The sequence below is a fragment of the Sphingomonas sp. BL-S-05 genome, assembly GCF_055521695.1.
In genome coordinates this window covers 3,665,637-3,682,861 of sequence record NZ_CM145499.1, presented here as the reverse complement: position 1 = coordinate 3,682,861, position 17,225 = coordinate 3,665,637, and the positions used below count along the sequence as shown (strand labels likewise).

General features: G+C 65.8%; 9 protein-coding genes and 1 pseudogene. 6 read left to right on the top strand and 4 right to left on the bottom strand.

Annotated features, from left to right (window positions below; translation table 11 throughout):
• Window positions 1–22: 22 nt before the first annotated feature.
• Window positions 23–5,803, bottom strand: a complete 5,781-nt coding sequence (locus ACZ1JS_RS17130) for a beta strand repeat-containing protein (RefSeq protein WP_465167086.1) — start codon at window positions 5,801–5,803, stop codon at window positions 23–25.
• 632 nt (window positions 5,804–6,435) lie between these two features.
• Between ACZ1JS_RS17130 and ACZ1JS_RS17125 the strand changes: the two genes are divergently transcribed.
• From ACZ1JS_RS17125 to ACZ1JS_RS17105, 5 genes and pseudogenes are all read left to right on the top strand, one after another.
• A complete protein-coding gene (locus tag ACZ1JS_RS17125) occupies window positions 6,436–6,948 on the top strand; it encodes an RNA polymerase sigma factor (RefSeq protein ID WP_465167085.1) in 513 nt (170 codons plus the stop codon).
• Entirely contained in the window at window positions 6,945–7,931 is a 987-nt protein-coding gene (locus tag ACZ1JS_RS17120; RefSeq protein WP_465167084.1) for a FecR family protein, read from the top strand. Before ACZ1JS_RS17125 ends, ACZ1JS_RS17120 begins: the two co-directional genes overlap by 4 nt.
• A 220-nt stretch (window positions 7,932–8,151) precedes the next feature.
• Window positions 8,152–10,554, top strand: coding sequence for a TonB-dependent siderophore receptor (locus ACZ1JS_RS17115; RefSeq protein WP_465167083.1), 2,403 nt, complete (start codon window positions 8,152–8,154; stop codon window positions 10,552–10,554).
• Window positions 10,555–10,557: 3 nt separating this feature from the next.
• A complete protein-coding gene (locus ACZ1JS_RS17110) occupies window positions 10,558–11,361 on the top strand; it encodes an energy transducer TonB (RefSeq protein ID WP_465167082.1) in 804 nt (267 codons plus the stop codon).
• 245 nt (window positions 11,362–11,606) lie between these two features.
• A pseudogene (locus ACZ1JS_RS17105) lies at window positions 11,607–11,803 on the top strand (integrase core domain-containing protein); the annotation flags it as partial.
• A gap of 98 nt (window positions 11,804–11,901) precedes the next feature.
• On the opposite strand, the gene phbB reads toward ACZ1JS_RS17105, so the two are convergent.
• From phbB to ACZ1JS_RS17090, 3 genes are all read right to left on the bottom strand, one after another.
• Entirely contained in the window at window positions 11,902–12,624 is a 723-nt protein-coding gene (gene phbB, locus ACZ1JS_RS17100) for an acetoacetyl-CoA reductase (RefSeq protein ID WP_242119276.1), read from the bottom strand.
• Window positions 12,625–12,654: 30 nt separating this feature from the next.
• Window positions 12,655–13,662 carry a ferrochelatase gene (gene hemH, locus ACZ1JS_RS17095; RefSeq protein ID WP_465167081.1) on the bottom strand — a complete coding sequence of 336 codons (1,008 nt, stop codon included), beginning with the start codon at window positions 13,660–13,662 and terminating at the stop codon, window positions 12,655–12,657.
• Window positions 13,663–13,916: 254 nt separating this feature from the next.
• Window positions 13,917–16,145 carry a xanthine dehydrogenase family protein molybdopterin-binding subunit gene (locus ACZ1JS_RS17090; protein ID WP_465167080.1) on the bottom strand — a complete coding sequence of 743 codons (2,229 nt, stop codon included), beginning with the start codon at window positions 16,143–16,145 and terminating at the stop codon, window positions 13,917–13,919.
• Window positions 16,146–16,247: 102 nt separating this feature from the next.
• Here ACZ1JS_RS17090 and lgt point away from each other — a divergent pair, with 102 nt between their 5' ends.
• Window positions 16,248–17,147, top strand: coding sequence for a prolipoprotein diacylglyceryl transferase (gene lgt, locus ACZ1JS_RS17085; protein ID WP_465167079.1), 900 nt, complete (start codon window positions 16,248–16,250; stop codon window positions 17,145–17,147).
• Window positions 17,148–17,225: the final 78 nt, after the last annotated feature.

Sequence of the window (17,225 nt, the reverse complement as noted above, 5' to 3'; positions counted from 1 at the left end):
AGCGGCCGCGACCTCCCGACCTTCATTGCGACGTTCGTCCTGCTCCGACGTTTCCCCGGCACTTGCGCGACGCCGGTCGCGTTCGGACAAGCTCCGCTCGATCGGCTGCCCCGGCATGTGCGAGGTGCTCGGCATGTCCGTCGACCCCAGGCGGAGGCCATTGGTCGAACGGCCGCATTCGGCCCCGTGCAATGCTTCGGCGTGGCTCATGAAGTTGGCGACCTGTGCCCGCGAGAAGCGGCGTGCCGCCTCGGCCTGCGCATCGCTCATCGCGCCTACCTTGGCATCCTGCGATGGGTCCGGGCGTGCCGTGACGTTGATCGTCACCATGGCCGGCGCCGACGTGCCGAACACGTTGGCGATCGTGTACCCGACCTCGATCATCCCGTTGAAGCGCGCCTTGGGCGTCACTTTCAGGAGGAACGTCCGCGCCTCGGCGGTGCCGCCGGCGACGATGGTGGCGGTTGCCTGATCGGCAGGCGATACGCTGGTGACCGTGGCGGCCGTGAACGCCCCCCCCCGAAGCGGCTGCGGTGAGATCCACCGAGATGGGCTGGCCATCGGTCGCGGATGCGGTGATCGCCTTTGCGGTCGGCGCCGTACCGACCACCTGGATCGTGGCGGTTGCCGGTGCCGAGGTACCGCCCGGTCCGACTGCAACATACTGGAACGTGTCGGTCCCTTGGTATCCCGCTTCCGGGGTATAGACCGCGATGATCTGGCCCGGTACGGACACCGACGACATGGCGATCGCCATTGCCATAAGCGGCGATCCGCCGATGCCACGCATCGCAAGCGTCCGCGAGATCGTGACCGTGCCATGCGCGGGCTGGGTGACGATGCGAATATCATCGAACTGACCGGTGACCAGGCTCGACAGGTTGAGGCTGACGCTTTTGCCGGCCTCGGTCTGCGTATTGGCCGCGACCGAGGTGGTCACCGGATCGGCGGCGACCGGAGGCGGCGGCGGGTTAACGGCGAGCGTGTAGGTGGCGGTGCCGGTAGCGCCATTGGCATCGGTGACCGCTATGGTGACGGTATAGTTGCCGGCAGTGGTCGGCGTGCCCGAGAGCGTACCATCTGCCGCCAGCGTGATGGCGGCAGGCAGGTCCGTGGCGCTGTAGCCGTACGGCGCGGTGCCGCCGGTGCTGGCCAGCGTCGTACTATAGGCAGTGCCCACGGTCGCCGAGGGCAGCGGACCCGAGGCCGGCGAGACGACCAGCGTCGGTGCGGTCACCGTCACAGTGACGGTCGCAGGAGCGCTGGTGCCCGACGCATTGGTTGCGGTGTAGGTAAAGCTGTCGCTACCCGAATAACCCGCGCTCGGCGTATAGCTGATGCCGGTGCCCGAGGCCGTGGCGGTGCCGTGTGCCGGCGCGGTGGCGACCGCGACCGAGGTCGCAGTCCCACCCGACAGGGCGAGCGTCACCGCATTGGCGGTGCTGTTGGCGACGACGGTCGTGCTGACCGCGCCGGCCACCGGTGCCTGGACGGCGACGGTGAGCGTGTAGGTCGCGGTGCCGGTGGCACCGCTGACGTCGGTGACCGCAACGGTGACGGTGTAGCTGCCGGCGGTGGTCGGCGTGCCCGACAGGGTGCCGTTCGACGCCAGCGTGACGCCGGCGGGCAGACCCGTGGCGGTGTAGCCGTACGGCGCGGTGCCGCCCGAGCTGGTCAGCGTCGCGGTGTACGCGGTCCCGACGGTGGCCGCAGGCAGCGGACCCGAGGCCGGGGCGACGACCAGCGTCGGTGCGGTTACTGTGACGGTCACGGTAGCTGGCGCACTGGTGCCAGACGCATTGGTCGCGGTGTAGGTGAAGCTGTCGCTGCCCGAATAACCCGCGCTCGGCGTATAGCTGATGCCGGTGCCCGACACGGTGGCGGTGCCGTGTGTCGGCGCAGTGACGACGGCGACCGAGGTCGCAGCCCCGCCCGACAGGGCGAGCGTCACCGCATTGGCGGTGCTGTTGGCAGCAACGGTCGTGCTGACCGCGCCGGCCACCGGTGCCTGGACGCTAACCTCCAGCGTATAGGTCGCGGTGCCGATGGCACCGTTAGCGTCGGTGACCGCAACGGTGACGGTGTAGCTGCCGGCAGTGGTCGGCGTGCCCGAGAGCGTACCGTCTGCCGCCAGCGTGATGCCGGCGGGCAGACCCGTGGCGCTGTAGCCGTACGGCGCGGTGCCGCCGGTGCTGGTCAGCGTCGCGCCATAGGCGGTACCGACGGTAGCAGCCGGAAGCGGACCCGAGGCCGGGGCGACGACCAGCGTCGGTGCGGTCACCGTCACAGTGACGGTCGCAGGAGCGCTGGTGCCCGACGCATTGGTTGCGGTGTAGGTGAAGCTGTCGCTTCCCGAATAACCCGCGCTCGGCGTGTAGCTGATGTCGGTCCCCGAGACGGTGGCGGTGCCGTGTGCCGGCGTCGTGGCGACCGCGACCGAGGTCGCAGCCCCGCCCGACAGGGCGAGCGTCACCGCATTGGCGGTGCTGTTGGCGACGACGGTCGTGCTGACCGCGCCGGCCACCGGTGCCTGGACGGCGACGGTGAGCGTGTAGGTCGCGGTGCCGGTGGCACCGCTGACGTCGGTGACCGCAACGGTGACGGTGTAGCTGCCGGCGGTGGTCGGCGTGCCCGACAGGGTGCCGTTCGACGCCAGCGTGACGCCGGCGGGCAGACCCGTGGCGGTGTAGCCGTACGGCGCGGTGCCGCCCGAGCTGGTCAGCGTCGCGGTGTACGCGGTCCCGACGGTGGCCGCAGGCAGCGGACCCGAGGCCGGGGCGACGACCAGCGTCGGTGCGGTTACTGTGACGGTCACGGTAGCTGGCGCACTGGTGCCAGACGCATTGGTCGCGGTGTAGGTGAAGCTGTCGCTGCCCGAATAACCCGCGCTCGGCGTATAGCTGATGCCGGTGCCCGACACGGTGGCGGTGCCGTGTGTCGGCGCAGTGACGACGGCGACCGAGGTCGCAGTCCCACCCGACAGGGCGAGCGTCACCGCATTTGCGGTGCTGTTGGCAGCAACGGTCGTGCTGACCGCGCCGGCCACCGGTGTCTGGACGCTAACCTCCAGCGTATAGGTCGCGGTGCCGATGGCACCGTTAGCGTCGGTGACCGCGATGGTGACGGTATAGTTGCCGGCAGTGGTCGGCGTGCCCGAGAGCGTACCGTCTGCCGCCAGCGTGATGCCGGCGGGCAGACCCGTGGCGCTGTAGCCGTACGGCGCGGTGCCGCCGGTGCTGGTCAGCGTCGCGCCATAGGCGGTACCGACGGTAGCAGCCGGAAGCGGACCCGAGGCCGGGGCGACGACCAGCGTCGGTGCGTTCACGGTAATGGTGACGGTCGCAGGCGCGCTGGTGCCCGACGCGTTGGTCGCGGTGTAGGTGAAGCTGTCGCTGCCTGAGTATCCGGCTGTCGGCGTGTAGACGATGCCGGTGCCCGAAGCGGTGGCGGTGCCGTGCGCCGGCGCGGTGACGATCGCGACCGAGGTCGCAGTGCCACCCGACAAAGCGAGCGTCACGGCATGGGCCGTGCTGTTGGCGGCGACGGTCGTCGAGACTGCCCCTGCCACCGGCGCCTGGACGGCAACGGCGAGCGTATAGGCAGCAGATGCGGTCTGATTGGCGGCATCAGTGGCCGTGACAGTGAACGAATAGGAACCTGCCACGGTCGGCGTACCGACGATAGCACCGGTGGCTGGATCCAGCGACAGTCCGGCCGGCAGTGTCCCGGTCGTTACGGCGTATGTGAAGGGCGCGGTTCCGCCACTTGCGCTGACCGTCTGGCTGAACGCCGTGCCGACGACCGCCCCGGGCAGAGCGCCCGCCGCCGGCGACATCACGACCGCCGGTGCCTGGTAGGTAAAGGCACCCGTCTTCGTACCGGTGCCGTCCGGGTTGATCACGACGACATCCGCTGGCCCAACATTGCCCGCCGGCACGACCGCGGTAATGCTGGTCGCGGATACCACGCTGAACGAGGTTACCGGGTTCCCGCCGATCGTAACCGCCGTGGCTCCGGTAAAATACTGGCCGGTGATAGTGATCGCAGTGCCGCCCGATGTCGGACCTGCGGCGGGCGTTACCGACGTCACCACCGGAGCGGCGGAGACCTGCAACGTCGCGCTATTCGAATAGACGGTCTGACCATCGGTGCCAGTAACGGCCAACCGGAACACATATCCGTTGAACAACGCTGGAACGCCGCTCAATGCCAGCGTCGGCGCGTTGGCGACCGTATGATATTGGCTGCTCGCGGCAATGTTGCCGAAGGTGGATTGCTGAGGAGGGTGCGCCTGCCACCAGTAGGACGCCGCATTCGTCGCAGAGACCGAGAAGGTGGCCGATCCACCGACCGTCGTCCGGACGTCCTGCGGATGCGACGTGATCACCGCCGGCTGACCGGCAACATCGATCGTGACCGTTGCTGGCGCACTCGTGCCGCTGGCGTTGGTGGCGGTGTAGGTGAAGCTGTCGCTGCCTCGATAGTTCGTCATCGGCGTATAGGTGATGCTGGTGCCCGAAGCCGTGGCGGTGCCGTTCCTCGGGGCCGACGCGACGGCGACCGATGTCGCCGCGCCACCCGACAGGACGAGCGTGATCGCGTTGCCGCTGCTGTTGGCATTGACTGTCGCGGTCACCGCACCGACCGTCGGCGGTGCCAACGGCCCGACCGGCGTCACCGTGTTGGACGCAGCCGAGGCCGGGCCGCTCCCCGCGCTGTTGATAGCCTTGACTGTGAAGCTGTAGGCGGTGCCGTTGGTCAGGTTGGGAATGGTGATCGGGCTGGACGCACCGGTCACCACCGTATTGCCCGGACTGATCGTCACCTCATAGCCGGTGATCGTGGCACCACCCGTGCTCGTGGGCGCGGTGAACGTCAACGTCGCCTGCCCGTCGCCGGCAGTAGCGGTGCCGATCGTCGGCGCGCCCGGTGCAACCGCATTCACCGCGAAACTGCGCGATACGGTAGTAGCGGCCTGATAGGTCGCGTCACCCGCCTGGTCGGCGTTGATCGTACAGGTTCCGACCGTGACGAACGTCAGCACCCCAGCACTGGATATGGTACAGACGCCCGTCGTCGCAGAGGTGAACGCGAGCGCGAGGCCGGAACTGGCCGACGCCGTCAATGTCGGGGCGGCTCCGAAATTCTGCGCGCCGGGATCGGCGAAGGTGATCGTCTGCGCCGCCTTCGCGTAGGTGAACCCGTTGGTCACCGTCGTGGAACCGGCGGACGCCGTCGCGACGACGTTTACTGCGCCCGCAGCGTGGGCCGGCGTGCGGACCGTGACCGACGTGGCGGTATTGCCCGTGATGTCGGTAGCGGCGGTACCGCCGAAGCTGACGTTCGTGATGCCGGTCAAATTGGTGCCGGTCAGGGTGACCGTGGTACCACCGAGGACGGACCCGGTCGTCGGCGAAAGCGAGGTCACCGTGGGCGTCGCCGAACCGGCAGGGGTGCAGGACACTGTAATCGTCGCCGTCCGGTTGTACATGGCCGGGTTGTCGGAACTATTAATGACGTCGCCATTGGCGTCGAGCTGTAGCGGCATCGCCGAGATGTTGACGTAATCCGTCGCCGTCTGGACGGTGAAGGATCCCGACCCCGATCCGGTCCGATTGAGGGCCGAGGATGGATATGGCGTGTTCAGCTCGTTCGCCAGCTGGATATGGACATAAGGCGACGTGCCGCTGGTCGTGAAACTCCAGCTGATGACATCCCCCGGCTGGAAGGGACTAAACCAGCCGACGACGTTTCGATCGAAGTCGAAGTTGCCGCGCGACGTGTACACGCCCGACATGGTCATGGGCGGCGTTAACCCTTGCCGGTCGTCCGGCAGCCCGCCATTGATACCGTTACAGCCCGCTGAAGCTGCATATGCAGCGCCTGGCAACCATGCGAAGAACGCACAGATGGCAAGGACGACCTGAAATACCGCGGAAACAACCACGGACAGCGTTTTATTCACCGACATTATCCCCCACGGCGACCCGACAAGAGTCTCCGCCTCCACTGTACCTTAGAAACCTAAAGGAAATGTGAATCCTCGAATCCTATAGATACTTTTAGATCGCTTTTTCCACAGGCGGACAATTTGCACCCCTGTCCGACTATGGATGCAAATCGAGAGGGATTTTCCTCTAAATTCTATCTTCGAAGAAAAATTATCTGAAATTCGGCTTCTCGCCTTTGACAGGACAGGCTTATTTCCTATCCACGCCGGCGCCGATGGCCATTGTCCCTGACATATCCAGAGCCCCCGCGATCGAACGCCGGTGAAGATCGACAGGTGGCGGCGCGGGCCGACCGACATTGCTCCCCACCCACGAACAGGCATGGCCTCCTGCGTGACAGACCATGGCCCAAAACAGTTGATAATGCCCGGCCACGGCAATATCGTATGCGAAAGGAGCAGGGAGGCTTTTCGGTAACTTTATCGTGACGTTTGAGCCGTCCGCAGAAAGCCTGTACGAGGCGCATCGTCCTGCGCTACTGTCCTACGCAAAGAAATTATCGGGCGATCCGGCAGTAGCGGAAGACATCGTGCAAGATGCTTGGTTGTTGTTCGACAATCGCCCGATGGACCCGCCGGTTCGGCAGCCTTTGGCTTATCTTCGTCGTATCGTCCGCAATCTTGTCTTCGCGCAGTTTCGCCGACGTCAATATGAAGGTGCGACTGGTCAGACCGATATCGCAAACGTGATGGACAGGATCCCGGATGAGACGCCGTCCGTAGAGGTCGACATGATCGCGCGCGACGAACTGCGATCGGTCATGAACGTCATCGATGGCTTGCCGGAGCGTCAGATCGCCGCTTTCAAAATGTATTATTTCGAAGAGATGACGTTGCGCGAAATCGCCCTGAAGCTCGGCCTGTCGACGTCGCGGGTGCATGTGCTGGTGACCGATGCCATAGCGCGCTGCGATGCGCATAGGTCGCTGGCGGAATGACGATGCCGGACCGAGATGCGGCACGGAAAGACGCGGCGGATTGGTATGTCGCGCTTCGCGAGAGCCCCGAAGACGACAGCCTGCGCGCCGAGTTCGACCGCTGGATTGATGCCGACCCCCGGCACGGTAAGGCTTGGGCGAGTGTGAACAACACGATGAAGGTCTTTCGTCGGGCGCCGGAAGCGTGGCGGACGCCCGCCCTTACCGTGCCGGAGCAACGACGGAGGCACCGCGCGCAACCGTCACGACGGCATAGGCGGAAGCTGGTCTATGGAGCGATTGCCGCTGCCGGGGCTTGGGCGTTCCTCTGGCCGACGATAAGCCTTCATCTCCGCGCCGATCATGTCACGGGCACGGCGGAAATCGCGCATTTCCGGCTGGGCGACGGCTCTTCGGTCGCTCTCGGGCCGCAAAGCGCGCTGGCGTTCGAGACCAGCGGGGGAAGGCGAACGGTTCGCCTGCTGGCCGGTCAGGCACTGTTCGATGTCCGGCGCGATCCGTCCCATCCCTTTGTCGTAGAGGCGGACGGCGTAACGACCACGGTGTTGGGCACCCGGTTCGACGTGCGACGATTGGAGGAGTCGACCAGCGTCGCCGTGGCGCGCGGGCATGTTCGGGTCGGTGTCGCGGCACCGGCAGATCATCCGTCGACAGACCTGTTGGCCGGTGAATGGATCCGGATCGACGCGAAAGGACGGGAGCAAAGCGGCAAGGCTGATGCCGAGATCGTGGGCGGCTGGACCAAGGGCGAGGCGCTGGCCGCAAACCGAACGATTGCCGACGTCGTCGACGAGATCCGCCCCTGGTTCCGCGGTCGCATTGTTCTAGCCGATGCGCAGTTGGGAGAGCGCCGTATCACCGGAATCTACGATGTCCGTCGACCCGAGCAGGCACTGGCGATGATCGTACGTCCATATGGGGGGAGAATACGGCGCATCACCCCTTGGATCCTGATCGTCGATGGCGTGCGCGGAAAGATTTAGCCTGCAGCGCAACGACTTGGCGCGATCAATGAAAAAATAAGCGGAAACCGATGGAAAACGCCCGCCCTCGCTCATCACTTCCGTGAGATGCAAATGCATCGCATTTGCTTATAGAATGGCGGAGACTGAAATGACGTTGGGAATCACGCGGGCGAAAGAACGGTTCGGACGCAGGCGAACCATGCTCGCTTTCGCCGCGGTATCGAGCGGCCTGGCCCAAATGACCATCATCGCTCCCGCCTCTGCCCAGCAGGTCCAGGTCGCGGTTCGGTTCGACATCCCGCGCCAGTCACTCGCCACGGCGCTCATCCTGTTCGGACGACAAGCCGGAATACAGGTAACGGCAGAAGCGGCACTGATCGAAGGCAAGACCGGGCGGGCGGTCAAGGGCCGCCTCGCACCGGCGGCGGCGCTTAGCCGATTGCTGGCGGGTACAGGACTGACCTATCGGATGACCGACGATGGGGCACAGATTACGGCATCGCCGGTGATCGCCGGGGTCGGGCAGGACAGGGACATTCGACTGGGCCCGGTGCGGGTTCAGGGCAGCGCCGCAAGTGCGGGTTCGATCGCGCAGGCCGCGGACGACGAACGCGCCACCGGCCCGGTCCCCGGTTATGTCGCGCGCCGGAGCGGCACCGGCATGAAGACCGATACGCCGCTTACGGAAACGCCCCAGTCGATTTCCGTCATAACCGCCGATCAGATCGAGGCGACGGGATCGCTGCGGCTGGCCGATGCGCTTGCCTATACCCCGGGTATCGATGTTGCCGCGAACGGCACCGACTCGCGCTATGACTGGCTCACCGTGCGCGGCTTCGACCTGTATTCGCCAGGCTTCTATCTGGACGGGCTGGCGCTGCGGAACGTCGGAAATTTCGCGGTCTGGCAGATCGAGAATTACGCGGCCGAACGTATCGAGGTGCTGCGCGGTCCCGCTTCGGTCCTCTACGGCATGTCCAACGGGGCGGGCATGGTGAATGTCGTCAGCAAGCGCCCGACCGCCGAGCGGCGCGGCGAAATTCAGGCGCAATGGGGCACGTATGGCCGCAAGCAGCTCATGGCCGACCTGTCCGGCCCGCTCGATCGAGACGGAGTTTTACGGTACCGGATGATCGGCTTGGCGCGCGACGCGCGGCTGCCCGCCGGTGGGATGCCCGATAACCGGGTCTTCGTCGCCCCATCGCTGACATGGCAGCCCGGCGCGGCGACGTCGCTGACACTGCTCGGCCAATATGGGCATATCGATGCCGGGGTGTATACGCGCGTCCGGCGTGCAGTGGGATCGCTGGTCCCGACCGCGATCGGTACGACCGTCCCGGTCGGGTTCTCCGCTGCCGAACCCGGTTTCGACCGGCTGCGACAGGATCAGTGGTCGATCGGCTACCTGCTGGAACATCGGCTGGGCAGCGCGTGGACCGTCCGACAGAATACGCGCTTCAGCGAGGTCGACAGCGACTTGCGTCAAATTTCGGCAGGCGATTTCATGACGGTCGATCCGATCGATCCGCGCAACCCCGCCAATTTCCAGACCGTGTCGCGCAACGTCTTCGCAGCAAAGGACAATACGCGAAATTTCGGCGTCGACACGCAAGTGGAAGGACAGTTCGATACCGGGCCAGTGCACCACACGGTGCTGTTCGGTGTCGACTATCTGAACAGCCGCTTCGACACCGTCCTGCGTTATGGTGCCGCGCCACAGATCAACGTCTATCGTCCCGTCTATGGTCAGGCGATTGCGATTCCCGGAGCCTATCAGGACAGCCTGACCCGATTGGTCCAGACCGGCATCTATGCGCAGGACCAGATCAAGCTGGGCGATCGCTGGGTCGCGTCCGTCGGCGTTCGCAACGACCGTGCGATTACGCACGTGACCGACCGGGCTGGCGGGGCGGCGTTCCGAATCGCCGACGACAAGACGACGACCCGTGCAGGGTTGGTCTATCTGGGGCCAGGCGGCTGGGCACCCTATATCAGCTATTCCACGTCGTTCACGCCGACCGCCACGATCGATCCCCTGACCGGGCGGGCGTTCGAGCCTGAAACCAGCCGCCAGTATGAAGCCGGGCTGCGGTTCCAGCCGGTGGGACGCAATGACAGCTACAGCATCGCGATCTTCGACCTTCGGCGAAAGAACTACATCACCTACGACCAGAATTTCATGCCGAAGCAGACCGGCGAAGCGCTCGTCCGCGGCCTGGAGTTCGAAGGCAAGGTGGAGCCGTTGCCGGGCCTGAATTTGATCGGCGCCTATAGCTACACGCCCACGGCCCGTGTCATCAGCAGTGCGACACCGGCAGCGATCGGCCGACAGGCGGTCGCAATGTCGCGGCACAAGGCATCCCTGTGGGTCGACCAGCGCTTCGACGGAGGTCTGCAACTTGGTGTGGGTGGCCGCTATGTCGGGCCGAACCGGGGTAATGAGGAGGCAGTTCGCCCGTACAAGGTTCCGGCCTATCTGGTACTGGATGCATTGGCGGCGATCGATCTGGGACGCTGGCGGCTGGCGGTGAACGCCCGCAACCTGCTGGAGAAGGCCTATTTCGCGAACTGCGATGCCTTTGGCAGTTGCTACTACGGCGAACCGCGACGCGTTACGGCCACGCTTTCCTTCCGCTGGTAAGCAATGGTGTCTGGCCGGAAAGACAGGATGTCGGGTGGACCGACCGGTTGCGGGAGGGATTGCCACCCACAGTCCGTATCGCTGGGGCGATCCGACGTCGTAATTACCCTGAATACCGACACGGCTGGTCGCTATCGTCCCGACGTTCGACGGCGGTGGTTCGGCATCGCGTCGACCGGCGGTGTCGCCGGGATGCTGGGTATCGCCTTCCTCATCGCGACATCGTCGGCCCGCTATGTCGAACCCGCCAGTTCCGCGAGCTTGGCGACTTTCGATGTCGACACCCCGGACCGGCAGCCAGCACCGCACCCTTCGTGGAAGCCGGCCCAATCACCGGCCCGACCGCCCCTAGAACGGTCTGCGCAGGAACTTACGCCGGTCCGGCCGATACCTACCGCTACAACATCTCCGACCATTACAGTGGTGCAGCAACAGCCCCTGCCGCACGCGCCGCCGCTCCAAGTCTCCGCCCCGCCGAGCACGCCGCCGGACCGTCAGCCCCAGCCGGAAGCCGAAGGTCCCGACACTTGGGAAGGCAGGGTCCTGACAACGCTGATCGCAAACCGCCGCTATCCTCGCGCGGCACTCCTGCGCCGATATCAGGGGACACCGATCATTAGATTAGTGATGGACCGAAACGGCGTCGTCCAATCGGTACGTCTGGAGAAGTCATCGCGGATACCGGATCTCGACCGGGAAGCCCTCGCACTGCCCAAGCGCGCCCAACCGCTCCCAAAGCCGCCAGAGAGCAAAGAGGGCACGTCATTCGAGTTCGTAGTACCGATCGAATTCAGTCTTTCATCCTGATCCCGCAAACTATCCGTAGGGCAGAGTATGCGACTTGAAGGGATTATCTGGAACCGAAGCCGATCGATGCAAAGCTTGACTGTCTCAATGCCGACCGTCCGATGATCCGGCCTACCAACCGGGGAGTCGCTGTTTGCGGTGCGGATGCCGACCGCGCTTCACTCCGAAACTTCGCCGCTGGCGCTTGCCTCATCTGCGCGGGGTGAATCGTCTTCGGAAGGCGGGTGGAGGGCTAAGATCACGTTGAGAGCTTCAACGCGCCGCTGCGCGACGGACTACTCAATGGCAGATCTTCTATTGCCCGGCCGAGGCTAAGGTATTGATCGAGGCATGGAGGTGTCGCTGCTACGCCGTTCGCCCGTACAGCGGCTTGGAAGCGACCACACTACCGATGGCGGCAGCGATGACGATGCACCAACAATCGAACCGGACCACTAACTAGCGGCTACCCGCGCGCAGATACGCGCACAAAAAAACGCCCCGGTTTCCACCGGGGCGTTCTCGAACGATCGAACCCGCAGCACGCCTGCGGGAACGCGATCAATACATATGCTGGCCGCCGTTGATGCTCAGCGTCGAGCCGGTCACGAACCCGCCCTCTTCCGAACAGAGGAACGCGACGCCGCGCGCGATTTCGCTGGCCTGGCCCAGACGGCCGACCGGAATCTTCGCCACGATCTTTTCGAGGACGTCGGCCGGGACCGCAGCGACCATGTCGGTGTCGATATAGCCCGGCGCGATCGCGTTGACGGTCACGCCGAACCGCGCGCCTTCCTGTGCCAGCGCCTTGGTAAAGCCATGGATGCCCGACTTGGCGGCGGCGTAGTTGACCTGACCATATTGGCCCGCCTGCCCGTTGATCGAGCCGATATTGACGATGCGGCCCCATTTGCGGTCGCGCATGCCTGGGAAAGTGGCCTTGGCAAGGTTGAAGCAGCCGCCAAGATTGGTGCGGATCACGTCTTCCCACATCTCGTACGTCATCTTCAGCAGCGTGCCGTCGCGGGTGATACCGGCATTGTTGACGACGATATCGACCGGGCCGATCGCTTCCTCAACCTGCTTGACCCCGGCCTGGGTCGCTTCGAAATCGCCCACGTCCCATTTGAACGCGGCGATGCCGGTGCGTTCGGTGAACGCCTTCGCCTTTTCGTCATTGCCGGCATAGTTTGCGGCAACAGTCACACCCATGTCCTTGAGCGCGAGGCTGATCGCCTCGCCGATACCGCGCGTGCCGCCGGTGACGATCGCTACCCGTGCCATGCATTCTCTCCCAGTCGATTTCCGTTACTGCTAGGCGGGGTCGATCCAGCCCGCAAGTTCGCGCGCGATAATGTTGCGCAACATTTTATTGCCTGTCGGCTCGGCATTAAGACAGGGAAGATAGGCGAAATCGGTGCCGCCCGCTTCTTCGAAACTTTCCTTGCCACGGATGGCCAGTTCCTCCAGCGTCTCCAGACAGTCCGCCGAGAAACCGGGTGCGAAGATCGCGACGCGGCGCTTTCCGGCCTTGGCCAGTTCGACCAGCGTTTCGTCAGTGGCGGGACCGAGCCATTTCGCGGGGCCGAAGCGCGACTGGAACGCGACGGTCAGCGGCCGGCCCAGCGCCTCCTGCACCAGCCGCGCAGTCTTCTGGCAATGGCAGTGATACGGGTCGCCCAGTTCCAGTGTCCGTTTGGGCATGCCGTGGAAGCTCGCGACGATCGCGTCGGGTTCGAAGGCTAGCTTCGCCAGGTCCTCGCGCAGTGTCGTCACCAAGGCGTCGATATAGAGCGGGTCGTCATAATAAGGCGGCAAGGTGCGGATCGCCGGCTGCCAGCGCAGTTTGGCGAGGTGCGCGAACGCCTTGTCATTGGCCGTCGCCGTCGTTGCCGCGCAATATTGTGGATAGAGCGGGGCGAGCAGGATGCGGTCGCAGCCCTGCTGGCGGAGCGCATCTATCCGGGTGGCGATCGAGGGATTGCCGTAGCGCATCGCCCAGTCGATCACGACCCCGTCCCCAAACTGACCCTGCATCGCCTCCGACTGCGCGCGGGTGATCGCGGCGAGCGGGGAGCCCTGGTCGCTCCATACCTGCTGATAGGCATGGGCCGATTTCTTCGGTCGGGTATTGAGGATGATGCCGCGCAGGATCGGCTGCCACGCGATCGGCGGGATTTCGACCACGCGGCGGTCGGACAGGAATTCGGCGAGATAGCGCTTCACCGATCGCGGCGAGGGATCGTCGGGCGTGCCGAGGTTCATCAGCAATATGCCGACGCGGCGCTTCGGGATGGCGGGGTGATTCGGCGGCAGGTCCATGGCGCCGTGTAACGCGCGAGCTTCGGCTTTGGTGCAAGGGGATTTGGTCCATGCGAGGGTGCCGAGAAGAAGAAGGTTTGTTATCGCAGAGGCGCAGAGGGCGCAGAGGGGTTGCGTTATTTGCTGGCGTTTCGCGACCGGGAGACCGCTTCGGCCGCTGCAACCCAATAAAGAAGGCGCTTATGCGCGAAGCATTTCCAAGCGCACCTCACTCTGCGTCCTTTGCGCCTCTGCGCGAAAACACACTTCGTCCTTCACTCGAGCAGCGGCAGCGTGCGATAGCGCCGCCCGGTCGCGGCGTGCAGCGCGTTGGCGATGGCGGGGGCGACGACCGGCACCGCCAATTCGCTGACCCCGCCCGGATCGGCATCGGATTCGATCAGTTCGATCATGATCTCGGGACTGTCGGCCAGCCGCGGCAGGTTCAGCCCCCCGAACCCCCGCACATCGGGCAGGTTCGCATCGAACCCGGTCGCCGCGCCGACCGCCTGCGCCATGCCGAAGAGCAGCCCGCCCTCCACCTGTTGCCGCACCAGATCGGGGTTGATGACCCGCCCGCAATCGACTGCGACGACCAGCCGGTCGACCTTGACCCGCCCCCCTTCGAGATGCGCCTCCGCCATGCAGGCGATCGCCGATCCGCGCATCCGGTGACAGGCGATACCCTGCGCACTGCCCGGCACCCCGCCCTGCCAACCGCCCATCGTCGCGACCGTCGAGAGACAACGGGCAAGCGCGACGTCGCCGCCCAGCATGGCGATGCGGAACGAATGCGCCTCCATCCCCGCGAACCCGGCCAGTTCGTCGAGGAAACATTCGGTGAAGAAGGCGGTGTAGCTATGTGCCCCGGACCGCCACCAACCGGCGGGCAGGCCCAGTTCGGCCAGATGGTGATCGACCGCCACGTTCGGCACGCCATAGGCCGGCACCGCACCCTCGGTCGCCAGTGCATCGCCACGGTCGCCGGGCAAGGCCATGCCCAACGACGCGGCAACATCGCCGCCCAGCAGCAGCCGGGTCAGGTCGCGCCCGGTGCGCGGTGCCGCGATCTGCGCGCGCCAGCCCAGGATGCTGCCGCCCCGCCCCAGCCGCGCCGTCATCCGCGCGGCGGCGGGGGTGCGGTAGCGATCGGCGAGACAGTCTTCGCCGCGCGACCACGTCAGCTGCACCGGCCGCTCCAGCCGTCGCGCCAGCACCGCGACCTGTTCGGCGACGCGGTGATCTAGGTTCGCGCCGAACGACCCGCCGGCGATGGTCGGGTGCAGGATCACCCGATCCTCGCCGATGCCGATCGCGCGTGCGGCGGCGGCGCGCGCCAGCGTCGGCGCCTGCGTCGGCATCCATAGAGTCAGCGTGCCGTCATTCCATTCGGCGGTGGCGCTGGTCGGCTCGATCGCGGCGTGCAGCGCGGCACGCACGCGATAGGTCACGGTCTGCGTCCGCCAGCCGGCGAACGCCGCATCGACATCGCCCGCGTCATGGACGCGCGCCCCCTCCCCCGCCAGCGCGGCATCGAGCGCGGAGGCGATCGAGCGGTCGTCGACCAACCCATGCGTTTCGAAACGCGGCGCCATCGCATCGACCGCGCGATTGGCCGCCCACCATGTCGTCGCCGCCGCCGCGACCCAGCGATCGGTCTCGATCACACTGACCACGCCTGGCACCGCTTCGGCCGCCGCCTTGTCGACGCTCAACAGCTTCGCATCGCCGATCGGCCCCTGCCGGATCGAGGCGAAAACCATGCCGGGCTTGCGGACATCGCCGGCAAAGGTCGCGCTGCCATCGACCTTGGCTGGCGCGTCGAGCCGGGGGGCCGGGGTGCCGACCAGCCGCTTGTCGTCGCCGGTGCGCAAGGGAAGCTCGCCGCCGGGCAGGCTCTCGCGTACGGCGCGTTCGGCCAGCACGCCGAAGCGTTCGCGCCGCTCCCCCATCACCACGAAACCATCGGCGGTGCCGCAACTGCGCCAGTCGCCGCCCCAGCCCCGCGCCGCCGCCTTGCACAACAACACCCGCGCCGCCGCGCCCGCCGTTCGCAGCGGTGCCTCGAACCGGCGGACCGAGGTCGATCCGGCGGTCAGCATCAGCGCGCTACGCTCGGCATGGGTGGCGCGCGTCGCTTGCGGGAGCAGCGCCAGCGCATCGCCGAACAGGATGCCGGCGGCCAGCGGATTGGAATAGAGCGGGTTGATCGGCGCCGCCTCCACCGCGACCGTGCGCCAATCGGCACCCAGTTCGTCGGCGACGATCTGCGGCAAGGCGGTATAGACGCCCTGACCATGTTCGGCCTGCGGTACGGCGACGGTCACCTGCCCGTCGCTGCCGATCTTCAGGTAAGCGCCGAACACGCTTTCACCCTCCGCCGCCGCCAGATTGACGCCGTAGCGGCGCGGCCACAGGCCCCATGCGACGATCAACCCGACCCCCGCCCCGCCGCCGATCAGCAGGTTGCGGCGGGTGATGCGGGGCGTGGAAGGTCCGGGCATTACCCTGCCCTAGCAAATCCTCCCCGGCACGGGGAGGATCTTCTGTTTCCCTGGATCGCCAAGCCCGATATTACCCGCCGCCACACAGCCGGAGCGTTCCTCTTGATCCTTTCCACCCTCGCCGCCGCCACCGGCGAACTCGGCATGGCCGCGGGCCATATCCGCTACAGCGACCTCGGGCTGGACCCGGTCGCGCTGAACCTCGGCTTCTTTCAGCTCAAATGGTATTCGCTGGCCTATATCGCCGGCATCCTGATCGGCTGGTGGTATCTGCTCAAGCTGCTCGACCAGTCGGGTGCGCCGATGGCGCGGCGTCATGCCGACGACTTCGTCTTCTACGCGACGCTCGGCATCATCCTCGGCGGGCGGATCGGCTATGTGTTGTTCTACGCGCCCGAAATGATCCTCGACCCGATCAAGATCCTGCGGCTGTGGGACGGCGGCATGTCGTTCCATGGCGGCGCCATCGGCACCATGGTCGGCATCATTCTGCTGTCGCGCAAGCACGGCCTCAACTGGCTGCGCGTGCATGACTATGTCGCGTGCTGCGCGCCGTTCGGGCTGTTCTTCGGGCGGCTGGCGAATTTCGTGAATGGCGAGCTGTGGGGCCGGCCGAGCGACGTGCCATGGGCGATCGTGTTCCCGCGCACCGTTCCCGGCGGGCTGGACCCTGCACGCCATCCCAGCCAACTGTACGAAGCGGGCCTCGAAGGGCTGCTCCTCGGACTCGTCCTGTGGTTCCTGTTCTGGAAGACCGATGCCCGCTACCAGCCGGGCAAGCTGGTGGGCGCGTTCCTGCTCGGTTACGGCCTGTCGCGCTTCTTCGTCGAATTCTGGCGCGAGCCCGATGCGCAGCTCGTCGAATTCGCGCAGGCGACCGGGCTTCACATGGGCCAATGGCTGACGCTGCCGATGATCGCGGGCGGCATCTACCTGATCGCGACCGCGAAGAAGCGCCGCGTGCGGGTGGAACCGATCGCCGGCACGGAGAGCGTGGCGTGAAGCTCCTGAAATTCCTCCCCACCCTGTGGGGAGGGGGACCAGCCGCAGGCTGGTGGAGGGGGATTGCCCCGGGCACCA